The 19,114-nt window shown below is 67.5% G+C and carries 17 protein-coding genes and 1 pseudogene; 3 read left to right on the top strand and 15 right to left on the bottom strand.

Going from position 1 to position 19,114, the window contains the following annotated elements; genetic code table 11:
- Positions 1-69: 69 nt before the first annotated feature.
- Both KY500_RS09220 and KY500_RS09225 read right to left on the bottom strand, forming a co-directional pair.
- Positions 70-774 (bottom strand): type 1 glutamine amidotransferase domain-containing protein, encoded by a 705-nt coding sequence (locus KY500_RS09220; protein ID WP_219903187.1) that lies wholly within the window; start codon positions 772-774, stop codon positions 70-72.
- Between the two features lie 62 nt (positions 775-836).
- The gene (locus tag KY500_RS09225; protein WP_219903188.1) at positions 837-1,862 is read right to left on the bottom strand and encodes an NADP-dependent oxidoreductase; all 1,026 of its coding nucleotides are present in this window, start codon (positions 1,860-1,862) and stop codon (positions 837-839) included.
- Between the two features lie 201 nt (positions 1,863-2,063).
- Here KY500_RS09225 and KY500_RS09230 point away from each other — a divergent pair, with 201 nt between their 5' ends.
- Positions 2,064-2,648 carry a TetR/AcrR family transcriptional regulator gene (locus tag KY500_RS09230; protein WP_219903189.1) on the top strand — a complete coding sequence of 195 codons (585 nt, stop codon included), beginning with the start codon at positions 2,064-2,066 and terminating at the stop codon, positions 2,646-2,648.
- A gap of 79 nt (positions 2,649-2,727) precedes the next feature.
- Here the strand turns inward: KY500_RS09230 and KY500_RS09235 are convergent, their stop codons facing one another.
- The 3 genes and pseudogenes from KY500_RS09235 to KY500_RS09245 form a co-directional block, all read right to left on the bottom strand.
- The gene (locus tag KY500_RS09235) at positions 2,728-3,504 is read right to left on the bottom strand and encodes a fumarylacetoacetate hydrolase family protein (RefSeq protein WP_219903190.1); all 777 of its coding nucleotides are present in this window, start codon (positions 3,502-3,504) and stop codon (positions 2,728-2,730) included.
- Positions 3,501-4,634: a branched-chain amino acid aminotransferase gene (locus KY500_RS09240; protein WP_219903191.1), complete on the bottom strand. Its 1,134-nt coding sequence runs from the start codon at positions 4,632-4,634 to the stop codon at positions 3,501-3,503. The genes KY500_RS09235 and KY500_RS09240 overlap by 4 nt, the downstream gene beginning before the upstream one ends.
- 31 nt (positions 4,635-4,665) lie before the next feature.
- A pseudogene (locus KY500_RS09245) lies at positions 4,666-5,750 on the bottom strand (3-isopropylmalate dehydrogenase).
- Positions 5,751-5,922: 172 nt separating this feature from the next.
- On the opposite strand from KY500_RS09245, the gene KY500_RS09250 reads away from it, so the two are divergent.
- Positions 5,923-6,174 carry a DUF6458 family protein gene (locus KY500_RS09250; RefSeq protein WP_219903192.1) on the top strand — a complete coding sequence of 84 codons (252 nt, stop codon included), beginning with the start codon at positions 5,923-5,925 and terminating at the stop codon, positions 6,172-6,174.
- An 86-nt stretch (positions 6,175-6,260) separates the two neighbouring features.
- Here the strand turns inward: KY500_RS09250 and serA are convergent, their stop codons facing one another.
- On the bottom strand, positions 6,261-7,853 hold the full coding sequence (serA, locus tag KY500_RS09255; RefSeq protein ID WP_219903193.1) for a phosphoglycerate dehydrogenase: 1,593 nt from the start codon (positions 7,851-7,853) through the stop codon (positions 6,261-6,263).
- A gap of 97 nt (positions 7,854-7,950) precedes the next feature.
- On the opposite strand from serA, the gene KY500_RS09260 reads away from it, so the two are divergent.
- Positions 7,951-8,352: a DoxX family membrane protein gene (locus KY500_RS09260; protein WP_219903194.1), complete on the top strand. Its 402-nt coding sequence runs from the start codon at positions 7,951-7,953 to the stop codon at positions 8,350-8,352.
- 20 nt (positions 8,353-8,372) lie between these two features.
- Here the strand turns inward: KY500_RS09260 and KY500_RS09265 are convergent, their stop codons facing one another.
- The 9 genes from KY500_RS09265 to KY500_RS09305 all read right to left on the bottom strand — a co-directional run bounded on the left by KY500_RS09265 (position 8,373) and on the right by KY500_RS09305 (position 19,108).
- Positions 8,373-8,738: a bacitracin resistance protein gene (locus tag KY500_RS09265; protein ID WP_219903195.1), complete on the bottom strand. Its 366-nt coding sequence runs from the start codon at positions 8,736-8,738 to the stop codon at positions 8,373-8,375.
- A complete protein-coding gene (locus KY500_RS09270) occupies positions 8,738-9,289 on the bottom strand; it encodes a DNA polymerase III subunit gamma/tau (protein WP_219903196.1) in 552 nt (183 codons plus the stop codon). The genes KY500_RS09265 and KY500_RS09270 overlap by 1 nt, the downstream gene beginning before the upstream one ends.
- A gap of 77 nt (positions 9,290-9,366) precedes the next feature.
- On the bottom strand, positions 9,367-10,422 hold the full coding sequence (locus KY500_RS09275) for a zinc-dependent alcohol dehydrogenase family protein (protein ID WP_219903197.1): 1,056 nt from the start codon (positions 10,420-10,422) through the stop codon (positions 9,367-9,369).
- Positions 10,423-10,496: 74 nt separating this feature from the next.
- Positions 10,497-11,189, bottom strand: coding sequence for a DUF998 domain-containing protein (locus tag KY500_RS09280; protein WP_255579933.1), 693 nt, complete (start codon positions 11,187-11,189; stop codon positions 10,497-10,499).
- Between the two features lie 370 nt (positions 11,190-11,559).
- On the bottom strand, positions 11,560-12,588 hold the full coding sequence (gene ilvC, locus KY500_RS09285) for a ketol-acid reductoisomerase (protein ID WP_219903199.1): 1,029 nt from the start codon (positions 12,586-12,588) through the stop codon (positions 11,560-11,562).
- Positions 12,589-12,659: 71 nt separating this feature from the next.
- Positions 12,660-13,169, bottom strand: coding sequence for an acetolactate synthase small subunit (gene ilvN, locus KY500_RS09290; RefSeq protein ID WP_219903200.1), 510 nt, complete (start codon positions 13,167-13,169; stop codon positions 12,660-12,662).
- A gap of 2 nt (positions 13,170-13,171) precedes the next feature.
- Positions 13,172-15,013, bottom strand: a complete 1,842-nt coding sequence (locus KY500_RS09295) for an acetolactate synthase large subunit (RefSeq protein WP_219903201.1) — start codon at positions 15,011-15,013, stop codon at positions 13,172-13,174.
- Between the two features lie 38 nt (positions 15,014-15,051).
- Positions 15,052-16,746 carry a dihydroxy-acid dehydratase gene (ilvD, locus tag KY500_RS09300; RefSeq protein WP_219903202.1) on the bottom strand — a complete coding sequence of 565 codons (1,695 nt, stop codon included), beginning with the start codon at positions 16,744-16,746 and terminating at the stop codon, positions 15,052-15,054.
- A 64-nt stretch (positions 16,747-16,810) separates the two neighbouring features.
- Positions 16,811-19,108: a bifunctional alpha,alpha-trehalose-phosphate synthase (UDP-forming)/trehalose-phosphatase gene (locus KY500_RS09305; protein ID WP_219903376.1), complete on the bottom strand. Its 2,298-nt coding sequence runs from the start codon at positions 19,106-19,108 to the stop codon at positions 16,811-16,813.
- Positions 19,109-19,114 lie beyond the last annotated feature (6 nt).

The raw sequence follows: 19,114 nt of genomic DNA on the forward strand, positions 1-19,114 counted from the left end.
TCAGGATCCGTGAGGTGACCACAGGACCGCTTTCGCGAGACTGCGCGGTGCGTGCTGCGCGGGGCGCCGCTACTTCTGGGCGGCCACCGCGTCGATGATCGCCGTGGCGAGCTTGACCGACGACGCCGGGTTCTGGCCCGTGTAGAGGTTGCGGTCGATTTCGATGTGCTCCCCGAAGGACGCACCCTCGACGAAGTCGGCACCCAGTTCGACCAGGCGCGCCTGCACGAGCCACTTGGCCTTCGGCGCGAGTCCGCCCAGCGCCTCCTCGGCGTCGGTGAAGCCGGTCATCCGGTAGCCCAGGAACGGCCAGGTTCCGTCGGCGTCAACGGAGGCCAACAGGGCCGCCGGGGCGTGGCAGAGCACGCCGAGGATCTTGCCGGAGTTGATGGCATCCGTCATGATCTGACCGCTGGTCGCGTCGACAGCGAGGTCTTCCATGGGGCCGTGGCCGCCGGGGTAGAAGACCACGTCGTAGTCGGACACCGTCACGTCATCGAGCGAGTTCGGGCTCTGCAGGGCCGGCAGGGATTCGAGGTAGCTGCGAAGTTCGGCGGAGCGCTCGTCGCTACCGGTGGCACCGGCGGCCAGGCTACCCAGGTCGACCGTGGGAGCAGCGCCCTTCGGGGTGGCGATGGTGATCGACCAGCCGGCCTCGGTGAACAGGCGGTGCGGCTCGGCGAGCTCTTCGGCCCAGTAACCGGTGGGGTGTAGCGAACCGTCGTTGAGGGTCCAGTGGTCAGCGGCGCTGACGACAAAAAGTACGGAAGTCATATTCTCTCCAAGAGTCGGATTCGGTTAAACGGATGTGGCTGCGGCCGGTGGGTCGCAGCAGGTCAGCTGGCGACTACGGAGGTCTTGACGACCATCTTGCCGGTGTTCTCTCCGCGGAGCATGCCCAGGAAAGCGTCGACCGCGTTCTCGATTCCGTCGACGACGGTCTCGTCGAAGACGATGTCGCCGGCCGCGAACCAGGTGCCCATCTGCTCGGTGAAGGCCGGGAAGTGCTGCAGGTAGTTGCCGACCGTGAAGCCGGTGAGGGTGAGTCCTCGGGTGACGATGTTGACCATGTTCTGCACGCCGGTGGGGCCATCCGTGCGGTTCATCTGCGAGATAGCACCGCAGAGGGCCGCGCGGCCGCCGTCTTTGAAAGCACCGAGTGCGGCGCTGAGGTGGTCGCCGCCGACGTTGTCGAAGTACACGTCGATACCCTCGGGTGCGGCCTTAGCCAGCTGCTCGGCGATGTCACCGGTCTTGTAGTTGAAGGCGGCGTCGAAGCCGTACTTCTCGGTGAGCAGGGCCACCTTCTCGTCGGTACCGGCGGAGCCGATGACGCGGGCCGCACCCTTGAGCCGGGCGATCTGGCCCACCATGCTGCCCACGGCGCCGGCAGCACCGGAGACGAAGACGGTGTCGCCGGCCTTGAACTGGGCCACCTCGAGCAGGCCGACGTAGGCGGTGAGTGCGGTCATGCCGAGCACACCGAGATAGGCGGATGCGGGGACGTTCGGGATCTCAGGGACGACGCGGAAGCCGGCGGCATCCTCCTGCACGACGTCGCGCCAGCCGTACTGGTGCACGACGAGGCTGCCGACGGGCACGGACTCGACGGTGGACTCCACGACGTGGCCGACAGCGCCGCCGCCCATGGTCTCACCGAGCACAAACGGCGGGATGTACGACTTGACGTCGTTCATGCGACCGCGCATGTAGGGGTCGACCGAGATGAAGTCGTTGACAACGCGCACCTGACCGGCGGTCAACTCGGGCAGCTCGACGACGGCTGTGCTGAAGTCCGCGTCGGTGGGCCAGCCGGTGGGCCGGGCGGAGAGCTGGATCTGGGTACTGGTGACTGTCGTCATGCGAAGTTCCTCACTGTTCGTGGTGGTGCAAAAGGGGTGATTGTGGCGCCCCTCGCTTTCTGCACCGATCGTTGTACTATACCGCCCACATCCGTTATAGTGAAACGAGCGGTACAGAACATTCACAGTAAGTAGCACCGCAAGCACCTAAAACGGGTATCCCCACGGACCAGGCGTTCGCGGGCGGAAGGCAGGCAGCTCATGGGACGGCTCCAGACGTTCGACAGCACGACGGTTGTGCAATCCGCCCGCGACGTCTTCTGGGACCTCGGCTACGAGGGCGCATCACTGGCCGACCTCGAGACGGCGACCGGGCTCAACCGCTCGAGCCTGTACCACGCCTTCGGCAGCAAACGCGGGCTCTTCGACGCCGCTGTCACCGATTATCGGCGCACCGTGATCCGCCCCCGCCTGAGCACCCTCGAGGCGCCGGATGCGGGTCGCGACGCTCTGCTGTCCTACTTCGACAGCCTGCGGGAGGCCATCGCCGCTCTGCCGATTGACTCTCCCCGCCGCGGATGCCTTCTGGTCAACTGCGCCACGGGCCTGGCCACACACGATGAACCGGCCCGCGAGGTCGTGGAGGGGTACCGCACCGAACTTGCGGCCGCCCTGGGCAACGCGCTGGCCGGCGCCGGGAGTCACGCCGACCGCACGGAGGAACGGGTGCGCACTCTCGCGTCACTCTCGATGAGCGCCATGCTCCTGTCACGGGTCAACGCCGCCGAATCGGCCGCGCTGCTCTCCACGGCCGCCGACCAAGTGCGCGCCTGGTTCCCGCTCTAATTGTTCCTGGTCCGGACAATTGCACCCAGTGCGCCGGGTGCAATTGTCCGCCGTGGAAACAGGTGCCGTACGCGGACGGTTAGGCCGCGCTTCGCACCGGATTGGTCAGCACGCCGAGTCCCGGGATCTCGATGCTCACGCTGTCGCCGTGCGTCACCCGTTGGGCGGCACTCGGCGAGCCGGTGAGAATCACGTCACCGGGCAGCAGGGTGAAGGCGGTAGACACGGATGCCACGATCTCGGCCATCGAGAGCGCGAGCAGCGACACGTCGCTGTCCTCGAAAACCGTATCGCCCACACGGCCGTTGATATGGGCGCTCTCCGGGTCGAACTCGGTGTCGATCACCGGACCGAGCGGGCAGAACGAGTCGAAGCTCTTGGCCCGGGCCCCGTGTCCCTCGCTGTCCTGCACGTCGACCGCGGTGACATCGTTGGCGATGGTGTAGCCGAAGATGGCCCCGGCCGCGTCGGCCACGCTGAGGTTCTTGGCGACCCTGCCGATGACGATGGCGAGTTCACCCTCCACGCGCACATCGTCGGACTGCGCGGGCAACACGATGGGATCGTTGGGGCCAACGACGGTGGTGTTGGGCTTGAGGAAGAAGCGCGGCTCGGCGGCCACGCCTTCCTGCGCGGCGGCCTTCTCGACGGCATCCGCGAAGTAGGCGCCGGCGAGGCCGACGACCTTGGAGCGTGGGATCACCGGCGCGAGCAGGGCCACATCCACCAGCGGAAGGCGCTGCCCGGTGGGGTTGTAGCCGGCGAACATGGGGTCGCCGGTGAGCACGACGAGCTCGTCGTCGTCGATGATGCCGAACGCTATGGCGCCGGCGTGGCTGAACCTGGCGATCTTCACGCGGTCACCTCGGTTTCGGCCGCAGCATCCAGTCGCAGCAGCCAGCCGTGCCGGTCGGGCAGGCGGCCGTATTGGATGTCGGTGAGTTCCTGGCGCAACGCCATGGTGATCTGCCCGGCCGGGGCATCGGCCGACCCGATCTCGAAGCCGACACCCTTGAGCTGCGCGATGGGGGTGACCACCGCGGCCGTTCCGCAGGCGAACACCTCGGTGATCTCACCGGATGCGACGCCGTCGCGCCACTCGTCCACGGTCACGTCCCGCTCTTCGACGGTCATGCCACGGTCCCGGGCGAGCTGGATAATGCTGTCGCGGGTGACGCCCTCGAGGATCGTGCCGGTCAGGCGCGGGGTGACGAGGGTGTCGGTGCCGTGCACGAAGAACACGTTCATGCCGCCGAGTTCGTCGATGTGGCTGCCGGTCTCGCCGTCGAGGAAGAGCACCTGGGCGCAGCCGTTGTCGTAGGCCTCACGTTGGGGCAGCAGCGAGGCGGCATAGTTGCCGCCGCACTTGGCGGCGCCGGTGCCGCCGCGGCCGGCGCGGGAGTACTCGGTGGAAAGCCAGATGCTCACCGGGGCGACACCGTCGGTGAAGTAGGCCCCGGCCGGGCTGGCGATGACGTAGTAGCCCACCTTGTGCGCGGCGCGCACGCCGAGGAAGCTCTCGTTCGCGATCATGAACGGACGCAGGTACAGGCTGGCTTCCGGGGCGTTGGGCACCCAGGCGCCGTCGACGGCGATCATCTGCTTGATCGACTCGATGAAGTCGGCCACGGGCAGTTCGGGCAGCGCGAGCCGGCGAGCGGAGCTCTGCAGGCGTTCGGCGTTCTTCTCCGGCCGGAAGGTCCAGATGGAGCCGTCCGCGTGGCGGTAGGCCTTCATACCCTCGAAGATCTCCTGACCGTAGTGCAGCACCGACGAAGCCGGGTCGAGCAGCAGCGGGCCGTACGGGGTGACCCTGGCGTTCTGCCAGCCGGCCTCGACCGTCCAGTCGATCGTCACCATGTGGTCGGTGAAGTGCTTTCCGAAACCGGGGTCGGAGAGGATCGTCTCGCGCTCGGCGCTGGATCGGGCCGTCTCGGACGGGGTCAGTTCGAATTCGAGGGGGAAGGTGGTGCTCTGCTGGCTCATGGGAGTCCCTTGTGAGTAGACGGGAATGCGATTAAGCGGATGTGCCGGTGAGGCGGGCCACAATGGCATCGCCGACGGCGCTGGTGGATCGTGAACCCGAGGCGGCGCTGCCGGTGTCGACGCTGCGTGCCACGATGTCGGCCGTGACGGCCGCGCTCACCCGGGCCGCCGCATCCTGGAGCCCAAGGTGGTTGAGCAGGAGCGCGACCGAGAGGATCGCCGCCGTGGGATCGGCCAACTGCCGGCCCGCGATGTCGGGTGCCGAGCCGTGTACCGGCTCGAACATGCTGGGGAAACGGCCTTCCGGGTTGATATTTCCGGATGCCGCCAGGCCGATGCCGCCGCTGATTGCCGCTGCCAGGTCAGTGAGAATGTCGCCGAAGAGGTTGTCCGTGACGATGACATCAAATCTACCCGGATTCGTGACGAGGAAGATCGTTGCCGCGTCGACGTGTAGGTAATCGACGGCAACGTCGGGGTATTCGGCGCCGACCTCGGTGACAATGCGCTGCCAGAGGCTGCCGGAGAAGACGAGCACGTTGGTCTTGTGCACCAGGGTGAGGCGCTTGCGCGGCCGGTTCCTGGCCACCTCGAACGCGTAACGCACGACCCGCTCGACGCCGAAAGCCGTGTTGACGGAGACCTCATTGGCCACCTCGTGCGGGGTGCCCTGGCGGATGGCGCCACCGTTACCCACGTACGGACCCTCTGTGCCCTCGCGCACGACGACGAAGTCCACCTCGCCGGGGTCGCCCAGCGGGCTCGGCACACCGGGAAGAGCACGCTCGGGCGCAGGTTGACGTAGTGGTCGAGCGAGAAGCGCAGCTTGAGCAGGAGCCCGCGCTCGATGTTGGCGTTCTTGAGCCGGGGGTCTCCGGGCACTCCGCCGACGGCGCCGAGCAGGATCGCGTCGTGAGCGCTGATCGCGGCCAGGTCCTCGTCGGTCAGCACGTCACCGGTCTCGAGGAAGCGGGTGGCGCCGAGCGAGAAGTGGGTGAGATCGAAGTCGACCGGTTCGGCCTGGGTCACGGCATCGAGCACCTTGAGAGCCTCGGCGACGACCTCGGGGCCGATGCCGTCTCCGGCGATGACTGCGAGCTTGACTGAGCGGGACATGCGGCTCCGATTACGGTGAGGCAGCCGGTGGGCTGGCGATAGTGACACGAATTTGACGTAGAGATACCCTGCAAATCAACCCTACTGCCCGCTTTCGGGTGTCTATGCTGGAGGACCCTGACCGTGCGCGTCGCCGACGCGCATGTGCCATCACCGAAGAAAGCAGTTCACCATGAGTATCGGATTGGGAATCTTCCTGTTCGTCGTCGGCGCCATCCTGGTGTGGGCCCTCAACATCCAGGTCGACTGGGTCGACCTCGACCTCGTCGGTTACATCCTGATGGGCGCGGGCGCGCTCATCTTCGTGCTCGGCTCGGTGTTGCTCACCCGCCGACGCAGCAGCATCAGCACCACCCGCAGCGCCGTCGACCCGGTCAGCGGCGAACGCACCGTGCAGCAGGAACGGTCGATCGACGACGTCTGACCCGTTTCGGTACAGCACACGAAAAAGCCCCGGATGCGCATCCGGGGCTTTTTCGTGTGTGCTTCGCCGGTACGGCGACGGGCCGGTTACTCGGTGATGTCGATGGCGACCATCACGTCGGCCGTGATCGCTTCGCGGAGCGACTCGAGGAGCGCCGCAGGGACGGGCGAGTCGACGGTCAGGACGCTGAGCGCCTTGCCGCCGGCCTCGTGCCGGGCGATCTGCATACCCGCGATGTTGATCTCGGCCTCGCCGAATTCGCGGCCGTACACGGCGACGATTCCGGGGCGGTCGGTGTAGAGCATGACGATGAGGTGTTCGGCGAACGGCACCTCGACGTCGTAGCCGTTGACCTCGACGATCTTCTCGATCTGCTTTGTGCCCACCAGGGTACCGGAGACCGAGACCTGCGAGCCGTCAGCGAGGGCGCCGCGCAGGGTGATGAGGTTGCGGTACTCGGGCGACTCGGCGTCGGTGATGAGGCGCACGCTCACTCCGCGCTGCTCGGCGAGCAGCGGCGCGTTGACGTAGGAGACCGTCTCGCTGACCACGTTGGTGAAGATGCCCTTGAGTGCGGCGAGCTTGAGCACCGAGACGTCGAATTCGACGATCTCGCCGCGCACCTCGATGTCGACGCTGGTGAGCGGGCTGTGAGCGGCAAGGCCGGAGAAGACCTGGCCGAGCTTCTCGACCAGCGGGATACCGGGGCGCACGGTGGGGTCGATGACACCGCCGGCCACGTTGACGGCGTCGGGCACCAGTTCGCCGGACAGCGCGAGGCGCACTGACTTGGCGACGGAGACGCCGGCCTTCTCCTGGGCCTCGTCGGTGGACGCGCCTAGGTGAGGGGTGCTGATCAGGTTGTCGAGTCCGAGCAGCGGCGAGCCGGTCGGCGGCTCGTTGACGAAGACGTCCAGGCCGGCTCCGGCGATGGTGCCGTCGACGAGGGCCGTGTACAGGTCGGCTTCGTCGATGAGTCCACCGCGGGCGACGTTGACGACGTAGGCGGTGGGCTTCATGAGCTTCAGCTGCGGGGCGCTGATCATGCCCGTGGTCTCCGGGGTCTTCGGCATGTGGATGGTGACGAAGTCGGACTGCTCGAGCAGTTCGTCCAGGCTCACCGGGTGCACGCCGAGCTGCTGGGCGCGAGCCGAGGTGATGTACGGGTCGAAGGCGATGATGTTCACGCCGAAGGCCTGCAGGCGTGCCGCGACGAGGGCGCCGATGCGGCCCAGGCCGATGATGCCGACGGTCTTCTCATAGAGCTCGATGCCGGTGTACTTGGAGCGCTTCCACTGACCCTGGGCGAGGGCGCCGTGAGCCGGCGGGATGTGGCGGGCCAGGCTGAGGATGTGGCCGACGGTCAGTTCGGCGGCCGAGATGATGTTGGAGGTGGGCGCGTTGACCACCATGACGCCGGCCGCGGTGGCGGCCTTGATGTCGACGTTGTCGAGTCCGACGCCGGCGCGGGCGATGACCTGCAGGTGCGGGGCCGCGGCGAGGGCCTCGGCGTCGACCTTGGTGGCGGAGCGCACCAGGATGGCGTTGGCGGACGCCAGCGCGGAGAGCAGGGCGGCACGGTCGGTGCCGTCGACGTTGACAACGTCGAAGTCGGGCCCGAGGGCATCGACGGTGGCGGGCGAGAGTTCTTCGGCGATAAGTACAACGGGCTTCGACACGAAAACAGATCCTTAGAAAGCGTCAGGCGAGGGAAGCTCGCGCCACGATCTTGGGGCGCCAGATACCACAACACTTTACTGGCTGCAGAATGGAGCGATGAGCCCCGAGTCTGTGACCAACGTCCTAACCGTTCTGCGCGTCGTCTTGGCGGTGCTCTTCGTGGTCGCGGGGATCAGCCATTTTGTGCCCTCGGTGCAACGCACGATGACCGCGATGATCCCACCACGACTGCGCTGGCGCGGCCTGTGGTCCCCGCGCAACCTCGTGCTGATCACCGGTGTCTGCGAAATTCTCGGCGGCGTCGGACTTCTCCTGGATGCCACCCGTGTTACGTCAGGTGTCGCTCTGGCCGTGTTCCTGGTCGCCGTGTTCCCGGCGAACGCCTACGCGGCCCGGCACAAGGAACGCTTCGGCGCCGTGGCGATTCCGTTCGTCCCGCGGCTGCTCGGCCAGCTGGTGCTGATCGCTCTGGTGCTCGCCGTGAGCCTTGCCGGCTGACGGCGCCGCTGTGCGGCGTGTCAGACGATCAGGCTGCCGAGACCGAACACGAAGATGTCCAGGGAGAGCGCCGAGACCAAGCACAGCCCGGCCAGCAGCATGAGGGCCTGCGGGCCGGCCTCCCGGCGGCGACCGAACCAGAAGGCGATGCCGAACAGCACGACCGGCGCGAGAACGCCCGTGAGCAGCAGACCCCAGCCGAAGCCGCTCAGCGTGGTGTCCAGCAGCTGCGCGGCGTTGTTGAGGCCGAGCAGGTTACCAAGCCCTGACCAGGCGCTGTAGGCGTAGAAGAGGCCGAATACGATGGCGATGGTGGCCGAGAGCCAGGCCGGCGTGCGGCGCACCCGGGTGCCGGATGTGGTGTCGAGTGTCTTGTCGGTGCTCATCAGAGTCCCCCGGTTCCGGCGATGAAGGGCAATGGGGCCAGCAGCACGGCGCCCAGGATGAGCCAGGTCCACCGCAGTCGCGGCTTGCCGCGGGTGAGCCAGTACGACGAGGCGAACCACACGGCCGGCGCCGCGATGGCCAGCCAGGTGCCGAGGGAGAACATGAACTGCCCGAGCGGATCGGTCAGTCCGCTGGTCAGGCGTCCGACACCGATGAACCAGCCGATCGTGTACAGCAGGTAGACGCCGGCGAGGATGCCCAGGCCGATCAGGGCCGGGGACGACAGGGTCGCGGGCTCCTCCGGAGCGTCGACGTAGCCGCCGGGCGAGCCGGTGACGGCCCAGCCGTCGGGCAGGTCGGTGTCCGGGGTGGCGGTGTCTGGGGTGGCGGTGTCCGGGGTGGCAGAGTCGCGGTCGGCGGGCGCATCCACTGCAGTCGTATCGGCTGTCGGGGCAGGAGTGCGCTCGACCGCGGCCGCGCCTCCGGAGACGAGCGTGGGATCGTCGTCGCCGGCCCAGCCGAGTGCATCGTCATCCCGAGAAGAAGTCATGTGTCCAGCCTATAGAGCCGGGCCGGAGGGCCGAGGCTGACACGGTGTTGTCCCCGACCCGTAATATGTCCAGCCTCTCAGCGGCTGATCAGCACCTTGAGCGCATGCGTCTGGGCGGCACGGGAGAAGGTGTCGTAGGCATCCAGCACCTGGTCGAAGGTGAACCTGTGGGTGGCGAGTTGGGCGGCGGGGATCTTGTGCTGGGCCACGAGCTTGAGCAGCATCGGCGTGGTGTTGGTGTTCACGAGCCCCATGCTGATGCTGATGTTCTGGATCCAGAGGTTCTCCACGTGCAGCGGCACCGGCTTGCCGTGCACACCCACGTTGGCCACGTGACCGCCGGGCCGCACGATCTCGGTCGCCATGGTGAAGGTGTCCGGCACCCCGACGGCCTCGATGGCCACGTCGACGCCTGCTCCGTCGGTGACGGCGAGCACCTCGTCACGCCACTCCGGCCGCCCGGAGCGCACGGTGTGGGTCGCGCCGAAGTGCCGGGCTTGCTCCAGCCGGTTCTCGTCGAGGTCGATGGCCACGATGGCTCCGGCGCCGTAGAGCCCGGCGGTGGCGATGGCGGCCAGGCCCACCGGGCCGGCGCCAATCACGGCGACGACGTCACCCGGGGCCACCTGGCCGTACTGCACGCCGATCTCGAATCCGGTGGGAAGGATGTCGGAGAGCATCACGGCCTCGGCATCGGTCACCGAATCCGGCAGTGGATAGAGCGAATTGTCGGCGTAGGGCACCCGCACGAACTCGGCCTGGGTGCCGTCGATGAGGTGGCCGAACACCCAGCCGATACCCGACCGGCCCTCGTCGCCCAGGCAGTGCGAGAACAGGCCGATCTTGCAGTTGGCACAGTGACCGCACGACTTGATGCAGGAGATCAACACCCGCTGGCCGACCGAGATGGACTCCACCGAGTCGCCGGTCTTGATGACCGTTCCGACGCCCTCGTGGCCCAGGATGCGCCCGGCCTCGACCGCGGGCACGTCCCCCTTGAGAATATGCAGGTCGGTGCCGCAGATGGTGGTGGTGTCGATGCGCACGATGGCGTCGGTTGGCCGCAGGATGCGCGGGTCGGGCCGGTCGGTCCAGGTCTTCTGACCGGGGCCTTCGTAGACGAGTGCTTTCACGATGACGCTCCTTTGCCTCACGGATGCGCGCCATCGTACCCAGCTAGCGGCCGTTGAGGAACCGGCAGCGCCGGTCAGCGCCGGCGCACGACCAGGCACACGGCGATGACCCAGCCGAGCACCCCGGCCAGGCTGACCCGCTCGGCCAGGCCGATCACCCCGGGCACCCAGACCGCAGCGATACCAAGCGCCAGCAGCCCGAGTGCGGCCACGCCCGTGAAGACCGCAGCCGCCGGGTACGCCCCGCGAAGGTCGTCGCTCCTCCGCAACCACAGGGTCAGCAGGCCGAAGGCGACCAACGCCGCGAGGAAGCCTCCGGCGGCCACGACGAGGTGCGCGGTTCCGAGAGCCGTCATCGGCTCCAGGCCCGGCGCATCCTTGGCCGGGATATCGGTGGGCAGGAGCGCCAAAGCCGCCGAGCAGGCCCCGGCACCGAGCATCAGGCCCAGACCGGTGCGCCGTACCCGCGTGCGCGGTCCGAAACGGGCCAGCGCGGCGACGGCGCAGACCGTGACCACTCCCCTGGCCAGGAAGTTCAGGTTCATCACCCAGCCGTACGGCCCGACGGCGAGGTTGCTCTCGGCCTCGGATACGACGCTGTAGTGCGGCGGAAGCGCCTGCAGGACGATGTCCACCAGCACGTAGAGCACGGCGCCGACCAGGGCGATCGTCGCGAGGACCCGGGTGGAGTGGGAGGCCCGCGGTGCACCGTCGGGGGCGCCGTCCGCGGATGCGTTCGGCGTCTGCAGGGCCTCGGGGTTACGCATGCTCACTCCGGAAGCCTAACGGGCCGGGTGAATCGGCTCGAGTGGAGCGGCAGGAGTGCTGCCGCCGAGGTGCCCTCAGCGGTCCACGGGCTGCCCTGCGGCAAACCGGTGCAGCGCCCGTCGCCGAGTTGCGGACCAGTGCCCCTTCAACACTCCCGAAAGGGCGGTAGATGGCAAGTCACGGCAGAGCTACTCCCTGAGTTGCCAGTTAGCGCCCTTTCAACGCTCCGGAAGGGGCCGTAGGTGGCAAGTCACGGCCGAGCTACTCCTTGAGGTGGCACCTAGTGGCAAGTCACACGCATCGCGTCTTGGGGGCGGGCACACCGAAGGGGCCGGTCGAATGACCGGCCCCTTCGGGAAAAGCTACGAGCTAGCGGGCGGCTTCGCCGTCGACGTAGTCGTCGTCGTTGGAGGCGTTCCACGCGAAGAGCTTGCGGAGCTCGCGGCCGGTGGCCTCGATCGGGTGCTCTTCGCCCTTCTTGCGCAGCGCGAGGAACTCGGGAGCTCCGGCGTCCTGGTCGTTGATGAAGCGCTCGGCGAATGCACCGTTCTGGATGTCGGCGAGAACGGCCTTCATGTTCTCCTTGACGCTCGGGTCGATGACGCGCGGGCCAGAGACGTAGTCGCCGTACTCAGCGGTGTCGGAGACGCTCCAACGCTGCTTGGCGATGCCGCCCTCCCACATCAGGTCGACGATGAGCTTGAGCTCGTGCAGCACCTCGAAGTACGCGACCTGCGGCTGGTATCCGGCCTCGGTGAGAACCTCGAAGCCGTACTGGATCAGCTGCGACGCGCCACCGCAGAGAACGGCCTGCTCGCCGAACAGGTCGGTCTCTGTCTCTTCGGTGAAGGTGGTCTTGATGCCGGCAGCGCGCAGGCCACCGATCGCCTTGGCGTAGCTGAGGGTGAGCGGCCAGGCGTTGCCCGACGCATCCTTCTCGACGGCGACGATGACGGGAACGCCACGGCCGGCCTCAAATTCACGACGCACGGTGTGACCCGGGCCCTTGGGGGCGACCATGACCACGTCGACGCCCGCGGGCGCCTCGATGTAACCGAAGCGGATGTTGAAGCCGTGTCCGAAGACGAGGGCCTTGCCGTCGGCCAGGTTGGGGAGGATGTCGTCCTTGTACAGGTGACGCTGCACCTGGTCGGGAGCGAGCACCACGATGACGTCGGCCCAGGCGGATGCCTCGGCGGCGCTCTTCACGGTGAAGCCGACCTCTTCGGCCTTGGCGCGGGACTTCGAGCCCTCCTTGAGTCCGATGACGACCTCGACGCCGGAGTCGCGAAGGTTCTGCGCGTGGGCGTGGCCCTGCGAGCCGTAGCCGATGACGGCGACCTTCTTGCCCTGGATGATGGACAGGTCGGCGTCTTTGTCGTAGAAGATTTCAGACAATGTGGTGTTCTCCTTGGTTGTGAAATTGGTCGAGATAGAAACGCTGGTTGAGCTTGTCGAAACCAGGTGGGTCAGTTTTTGAAGACGCGCTCGGTGATCGACTTGGATCCCCGACCGATGGCGAGCAGGCCCGACTGGGCGATTTCCTTGATGCCGTAGGGCTCGAGCACCCGCAGGAACGCCGCGACCTTGCCGGAGTCTCCGGTGACCTCGATGACCACGGCATCCGTGGCCACGTCGACGACGCGGGCGCGGAACAGGGTGACGGCCTCGAGCACCTGGGAGCGGGTGGTGTTATCGGCGCGCACCTTGACCAGCAGGTGCTCGCGCTGCACGGACTGGGCCGGGTCGAGCTCGACGATCTTGATGACGTTGATCAGCTTGTTCAGCTGCTTGGTCACCTGCTCCAGCGGAGCATCCTCGACGTCGACAAGAATCGTGATCCTCGATAGGCCGGGGATCTCGCTGTGGCCGACCGCGAGGCTCTCGATGTTGAAGCCGCGCCGGGCGAAGAGTCCCGCGACGCGGGTCAAGAGGCCGGGCTTGTCCTCGACGAGGAGGCTGAGAACGTGGGTACTCATGATTACTCCTCTTCCCAGGTGGGGGCATGGTCCTTGGCGTACTGCACCGATGAGTTGCTGAGCCCCTGTGGCACCATCGGCCACACCATGGCGTCACGGCTCACAATGAAGTCGATAACCACGGGCCGGTCATTGGTGGCCAGGGCGAGCTTGATCGCGTCGTCGACCTGGTCGGCGCTGGTGACGCGGATGCCCAGGGCGCCGTACGCGTCGGCCATCTTCACGAAGTCGGGCACCATGGCCGTACCGTGCCCGGTGTTCAGGTCGGTGAAGGAGTGCCGGCCGTCGTAGAACAGGGACTGCCATTGGCGCACCATGCCCAGGGACGAGTTGTTGATGATCGCCACTTTGATCGGGATGTTGTTGATCGTGCAGGTGGCGAGTTCCTGGTTGGTCATCTGGAAGCAGCCGTCGCCGTCGATCGCCCAGACCACCCGGTCGGGTTCGGCGACCTTGGCACCCATGGCGGCGGGCACGGAGTACCCCATGGTTCCGGCTCCGCCGGAGTTGAGCCAGGAGTTGGGCCGCTCGTACTTGATGAATTGCGCCGCCCACATCTGGTGCTGCCCCACGCCGGCGGCGTAGACGCCCTCGGGGCCGGTGAGTTCGCCGATCCGCTTGATCACGTACTGCGGGGCGAGCAGGCCGTCGGCGGGTTCGGTGTAGCCCAGCGGGAACTGCTTGCGCAGGCCATTGAGGTAGCTCCACCATTCCGCCACATCCGGCGTGGTCGTCGAGATCGCGTCGCGGTAAGCCACGGTGAGGTCTGCGATGACATCCTTGGCGTCACCGACGATGGGCACGTCGGCCGCGCGAATCTTGCCGATCTCGGCCGGGTCCACGTCGACGTGCACGATGGTGGCGTTCGGGGCGAACTCGCTCGCCTTGCCGGTGACGCGGTCGTCGAAGCGAGCGCCGAGCGCGATGATCAGGTCGGCCTCCTGCAGGGACAGAACGGCCGAGACCGTGCCGTGCATGCCGGGCATGCCCAGGTGCTGATCGTGCGAGTCGGGGAACGCACCGCGGGCCATCAGGGTGGTGACGACGGGCGCGTTGGTGAGTTCGGCGAATTCGAGCAGTTCGGCAGACGCCTGGGCGCGGATCACCCCGCCGCCGACGTAGAGCACAGGCTTCTTGGCACCGGCGAGCAGCGCGGCAGCGGCCTGCACCTGCTTGCCGTGCGCCTTGGTGATCGGCCGGTAGCCGGGCAGGTCGAGCTTGGGCGGCCAGATGAACGGGGCGCTCATCTGTTGGGCGTCCTTGGTGATGTCCACCAGTACCGGGCCGGGGCGGCCGGTGTTGCAGATCAGGAACGCCGACGCGAGAGCGGCGGGGATGTCTTCCGGCCGCTTCACCAGGAAGGAGTGCTTGGTGATCGGCATGGTGATGCCGACGATGTCGGCCTCCTGGAAGGCATCCGTGCCCATCAGCGTGGAAAACACCTGGCCGGTGATCGCCAGGAGCGGCACCGAGTCCATGTACGCGTCGGCGATGGCCGTGACGAGGTTGGTGGCGCCGGGCCCGGAGGTGGCGATGGCCACCCCGACCCGGTTGCTCGAGGACGCGTAGCCCTCCGCGGCATGACCGGCACCCTGTTCGTGGCGCACCAGGATGTGACGGATGTCGTCCTGGTTCATCAGCTCGTCGTAGAGCGGGATGACAGCGCCGCCCGGCAGGCCGAAGACGTCGGTGACGCCGAGCAACTTGAGGGTGCGCAGGATCGCGCCGGAGCCGGTGAGGATCTCGGGTTCGGTCGCGGCGCCCGGCGCCGTCGTGGCGCCGGACGCAGGACCGGAAGGCGTCGGAAAGGAGGGTGTCGGCACGGGCGAAGGTTCCGTGGTCATGAGAGGCAAATCCCTAAATCGGTGACGGATGGTGTCGATCAGCCCGTGGTCGCTCCGAGGGCCGCAGACTGCACGAGCTTGGAGTACTTGGCGAGGACGCCACGGGTGTAACGGGGAGGAAGCGGGGCCCAGCCTTCTCGGCGGGCGGCGAGCTCTTCAGCGTCGACAAGTAGGTCGAGCGAGCGAGCTGCGATATCGACCCGTATCAGATCACCATCGCGCACGAAGGCGATCGGACCTGCGTCCACCGCTTCGGGTGCTATATGGCCGATACACAGTCCGGTTGTGCCGCCTGAGAATCGACCATCAGTCAATAGTAGTACATCGGCTCCGAGCCCGGCGCCCTTGATGGCAGCGGTGATCGAGAGCATCTCCCGCATGCCGGGGCCACCCTTGGGACCCTCGTAGCGGATGATGACGACGTCGCCCGCAAGGATCTCGCCGTTGGTGAGGGCATCCATGGCCGAGCGCTCACGCTCGAACACCCGGGCGGGGCCCTCGAAGATGTCGCTGTCGAAGCCGGCGGTCTTCACGACGGCGCCCTCTGGGGCCATCGAGCCCTTGAGGATGGTGATGCCGCCCGAGGCGTGGATGGGGTTGTCGAGGGTGCGCAGCACCGTGCCGTCCAGGGCGGGCGGGTCGATCTCGGCGAGGTTCTCGGCGACGGTCTTGCCGGTCACGGTGAGGCAGTCGCCGTGCAGGAGGCCGGCCTCGAGCAGGGCGCGCATGACGACGGGCACTCCGCCGTGGCGGTCGACGTCGTTCATGACGAACTTGCCGAAGGGCTTGAGGTCGCCGATGTGCGGAACCTTGTCGCCGATACGGTTGAAGTCGTCGAGGGTGAGCTCGACCTCTGCCTCCTGGGCGATGGCGAGCAGGTGCAGCACCACGTTGGTGGACCCGCCGAAGGCCATGGCCACGGCGATGGCGTTCTCGAACGCCTTCTTGGTGAGGATGTCCCTGGTGGTGATGCCCAGGCGCAGCAAGTTGACGACGGCCTCGCCGGAGCGGTGCGCGAAGTAGTCGCGACGGCGGTCGGCTGAGGCGGGCGAGGCGGAGCCTGGCAGGCTCATGCCCAGGGCTTCGGCGACGCTGGCCATGGTGTTGGCGGTGTACATGCCGCCGCAGGCGCCCTCACCCGGTGCGAAGGCGCACTCGATGCGCTTGGCGTCCTCGACGCTCATACGGCCGGCCTTGACGGCGCCGACGGCTTCGAAGGAGTCGATGATGGTGATGTCTTTTTCGGTGCCGTCGGAGAGCTTCACCCAACCGGGTGCGATGGAACCGGCGTAGAGGAAGACGCTCGCGAGGTCGAGCCGGGCCGCGGCCATGAGCATCCCGGGCAGCGACTTGTCGCAGCCGGCCAGCAGCACGGAGCCGTCGAGGCGCTCGGCCTGCATGACGACCTCGACGGAGTCGGCGATGACCTCACGGGAGACCAGGGAGAAGTGCATGCCCTCGTGGCCCATCGAGATGCCGTCGGAGACGGAGATGGTGCCGAACTGCAGCGGGTAACCGCCGCCGGAGTGCACGCCCTCCTTGGACGCCTGCGCGAGGCGGTCCAGCGAGAGGTTGCACGGGGTGATCTCGTTCCACGAGCTCGCGATGCCGATCTGGGGCTTGTCCCAATCGGCGTCGCCCATTCCCACCGCGCGGAGCATGCCGCGCGAGGTGGTGGCTTCGATTCCGTCGGTGACGTCGCGGCTACGGGGCTTCATGTCGTACTCAGGCATGAAGTGAGTCTAGAACGTCGCGGGCGGGCCGGGTGGCACCCGAACCTGCCCGCGACGCTTGTGGCTAGTTCTCCTGCTGAGCGGATGCGGCGCGGAAGTCGGCCAGCAGCGCGAGCACCTGGGTGACCTCCTTGGGGCCGCGAACCCGGTAACCGGCCAGGGTGGCGCCCGGACCGATCTTGAGACCGAGGTCGTTGTCGCCGAGAACCGTGAAGGCGTCTTCGTCGGTGACGTCGTCGCCGGCGTAGAGCACCCGGTCGGCGCCGGTGTGGACGCGCAGACGCTCGAGGGCGTCACCCTTGGTGCTGGAGCGCACGGAGAATTCGAGCACGTTCTTGCCCTCGCGCACCGTGAGCGACGGCAGTAGTTCGGCCAGCTGGTCGCGGGCCTCCCGCTGCACGGCCTGACCGTCCTGAGCCGTGGCCAGGCGGGTGTGCAGGGCCAGGCCGGCGGGCTTCTGTTCGATCCAGGTGCCGAAGACCGGTCCGGAGATGCGTTCGAGCACCCGGGTGAGGGTGTCGAGCTTCTCGAGTTCCTCCGGCACCAGGCCCAGTTCGATGCCGTTGGCGTCCAGCTGCACCTCGATGCCGTGCGAGCCGGTGAGGAGCACCTCGCTCTGCGGCTCCGCGACGTGCTTGAGGCTCACCAGGGCCCGGCCCGACACGAACGCCACCCGCACGCCGGGGAGGTCCAGCAGGCGCTGCACGACGTCGTGGGTGCCGTCCACGGCGCGGGCGTCCTCGGGCTCGTCGACGTGCGGCGCCAACGTGCCGTCGAAGTCGAGGGCCACCAGGATGGTCTCGGCCGAGCTGATGTCGCGGAGGGCGCTCACCAGGTTCTCCGGCACCCCGCTGGGCACGGCGGCCCCGCCGGTGAGGGTCTGCAGGAACGACGCGCTCCAGGCGGCCACGTCGTTGTCGAAGACCTTGCGACGCAGGGCCCGCATCCGCCTCGTGCGCTCGCGCTTGGGCATGGTGATGGCTTTCATGATCGACGCCTTCATGCCGTCGATGTCGTGCGGGTTGATCAGCACGGCCTGCTTGAGTTCGTCGGCGGCTCCGGCGAATTCGCTGAGCACCAGAACACCGTCGCCGTCGTGGCGCACGGCCACGTACTCCTTGGCCACAAGGTTCATGCCGTCGCGGAGGGCGGTGACGAGCATGACGTCGGCAGCGAGGTACAGCGCCACCATCTCTTCGCGGGGGTAGCCGTGGTGGTGGTAGCTGATGGCCGTGTGGCTGATGGTGGAGTAGTCACCGTTGACGCGGCCGACGGCGAGTTCGATCTCGTCGCGCAGCTGCATGTAGGTGGCCACCCGCTCACGCGATGGGCTGGCGACCTGCACCAGGGTGACGTCCTCCACGCTCAGCTGGCCGTCTTCGAGGAGTTCGCCGAAGGCCTTGATGCGGTGGCCGATTCCCTTGGTGTAGTCGAGGCGGTCGACGCCGAGCATGATCGTCTTGGGGTTGCCGAGGTCTTCGCGGATCTGCCGGGCGCGTTCCTGGATCTCGGGGCGCCTGGCCATCTCCTCGTACGCCGCGGCGTCGATCGAGATGGGGAAGTGCTTGGCGATGACACGGCGGTGCTGGCCGTTCTGGCTGGGCACGTCCACCGCGACGCCACGGGTGGCGTAGCCGAAGAGGCGGCGCACCGCGCGGGAGAAGTTGCCCGCGTCGGCCAGCCGCTGGAATCCGATCAGGTCGGCGCCGAGCAGACCGTCGAGGATCTGCTTGCGCCAGGGCAGCTGGGCGAAGATGCCGTACGGCGGGAAGGGGATGTGGTTGAAGAAACCGATCACGAGGTCGGGGCGCGCGTCGCGCAGCATCCGCGGCACGAGCTGCAGCTGGTAGTCGTGCACCCAGACCGTGGCGCCCGGGGCCGCAGCGGCGGCGGCGGCGGTGGCGAAGCGACGGTTGACCTTGACGTAGGCCTCCCACCACTCGCGGTGGTAGCTGGGCGAGGCGATGACGTCGTGGTAGAGCGGCCAGAGGGTGTCGTTGGAGAAGCCCTCGTAGTAGAGCTCGAGGTCGTCGGTGCTGAGCCGCACCGGAACTATGGAGATGCCGTCGTTCTCGAAGGGCTCGAACTCGCGATCGGCCACGCCCGGCCAGCCCACCCAGGCGCCGTCGGAGGCACGCATCAGCGGCTCGAGGGCCGTGACTAGACCGCCGGGCGAGGTGCGCCAGCTTTCGGTGCCGTCTTCGGCGACTTCGTAGTCGACGGGAAGCCGGTTGGAGACCACCACGAGGTCGAAGTGGCCGGGGGCGACGGTGTCGGGGCCGGCTTCGGGCGCGGCTTCGGCGCCGGCGGCTGAGCCGTCGGCTGAGGGTGTGGCTGCGGTGGTGTCGGGTGCGGTTTCGATGACTCA

Source organism: Cryobacterium sp. PAMC25264 (genome assembly GCF_019443325.1).
In the GTDB taxonomy this organism is placed as follows: domain Bacteria; phylum Actinomycetota; class Actinomycetes; order Actinomycetales; family Microbacteriaceae; genus Cryobacterium.

Bases quoted from the DNA above. Each gene is read 5' to 3' on its own strand.
- KY500_RS09270 (WP_219903196.1), bottom strand. From the start codon at position 9,289: ATGACTTCTTCTCGGGATGACGATGCACTCGGCTGGGCCGGCGACGAC.
- KY500_RS09220 (WP_219903187.1), bottom strand. From the start codon at position 774: ATGACTTCCGTACTTTTTGTCGTCAGCGCCGCTGACCACTGGACCCTC.
- KY500_RS09240 (WP_219903191.1), bottom strand. From the start codon at position 4,634: ATGAGCCAGCAGAGCACCACCTTCCCCCTCGAATTCGAACTGACCCCG.
- KY500_RS09280 (WP_255579933.1), bottom strand. From the start codon at position 11,189: ATGCGTAACCCCGAGGCCCTGCAGACGCCGAACGCATCCGCGGACGGC.
- KY500_RS09230 (WP_219903189.1), top strand. From the start codon at position 2,064: ATGGGACGGCTCCAGACGTTCGACAGCACGACGGTTGTGCAATCCGCC.
- KY500_RS09260 (WP_219903194.1), top strand. From the start codon at position 7,951: ATGAGCCCCGAGTCTGTGACCAACGTCCTAACCGTTCTGCGCGTCGTC.
- ilvN (WP_219903200.1), bottom strand. From the start codon at position 13,169: ATGAGTACCCACGTTCTCAGCCTCCTCGTCGAGGACAAGCCCGGCCTC.
- KY500_RS09250 (WP_219903192.1), top strand. From the start codon at position 5,923: ATGAGTATCGGATTGGGAATCTTCCTGTTCGTCGTCGGCGCCATCCTG.
- ilvD (WP_219903202.1), bottom strand. From the start codon at position 16,746: ATGCCTGAGTACGACATGAAGCCCCGTAGCCGCGACGTCACCGACGGA.
- KY500_RS09265 (WP_219903195.1), bottom strand. From the start codon at position 8,738: ATGAGCACCGACAAGACACTCGACACCACATCCGGCACCCGGGTGCGC.
- KY500_RS09225 (WP_219903188.1), bottom strand. From the start codon at position 1,862: ATGACGACAGTCACCAGTACCCAGATCCAGCTCTCCGCCCGGCCCACC.
- KY500_RS09295 (WP_219903201.1), bottom strand. From the start codon at position 15,013: ATGACCACGGAACCTTCGCCCGTGCCGACACCCTCCTTTCCGACGCCT.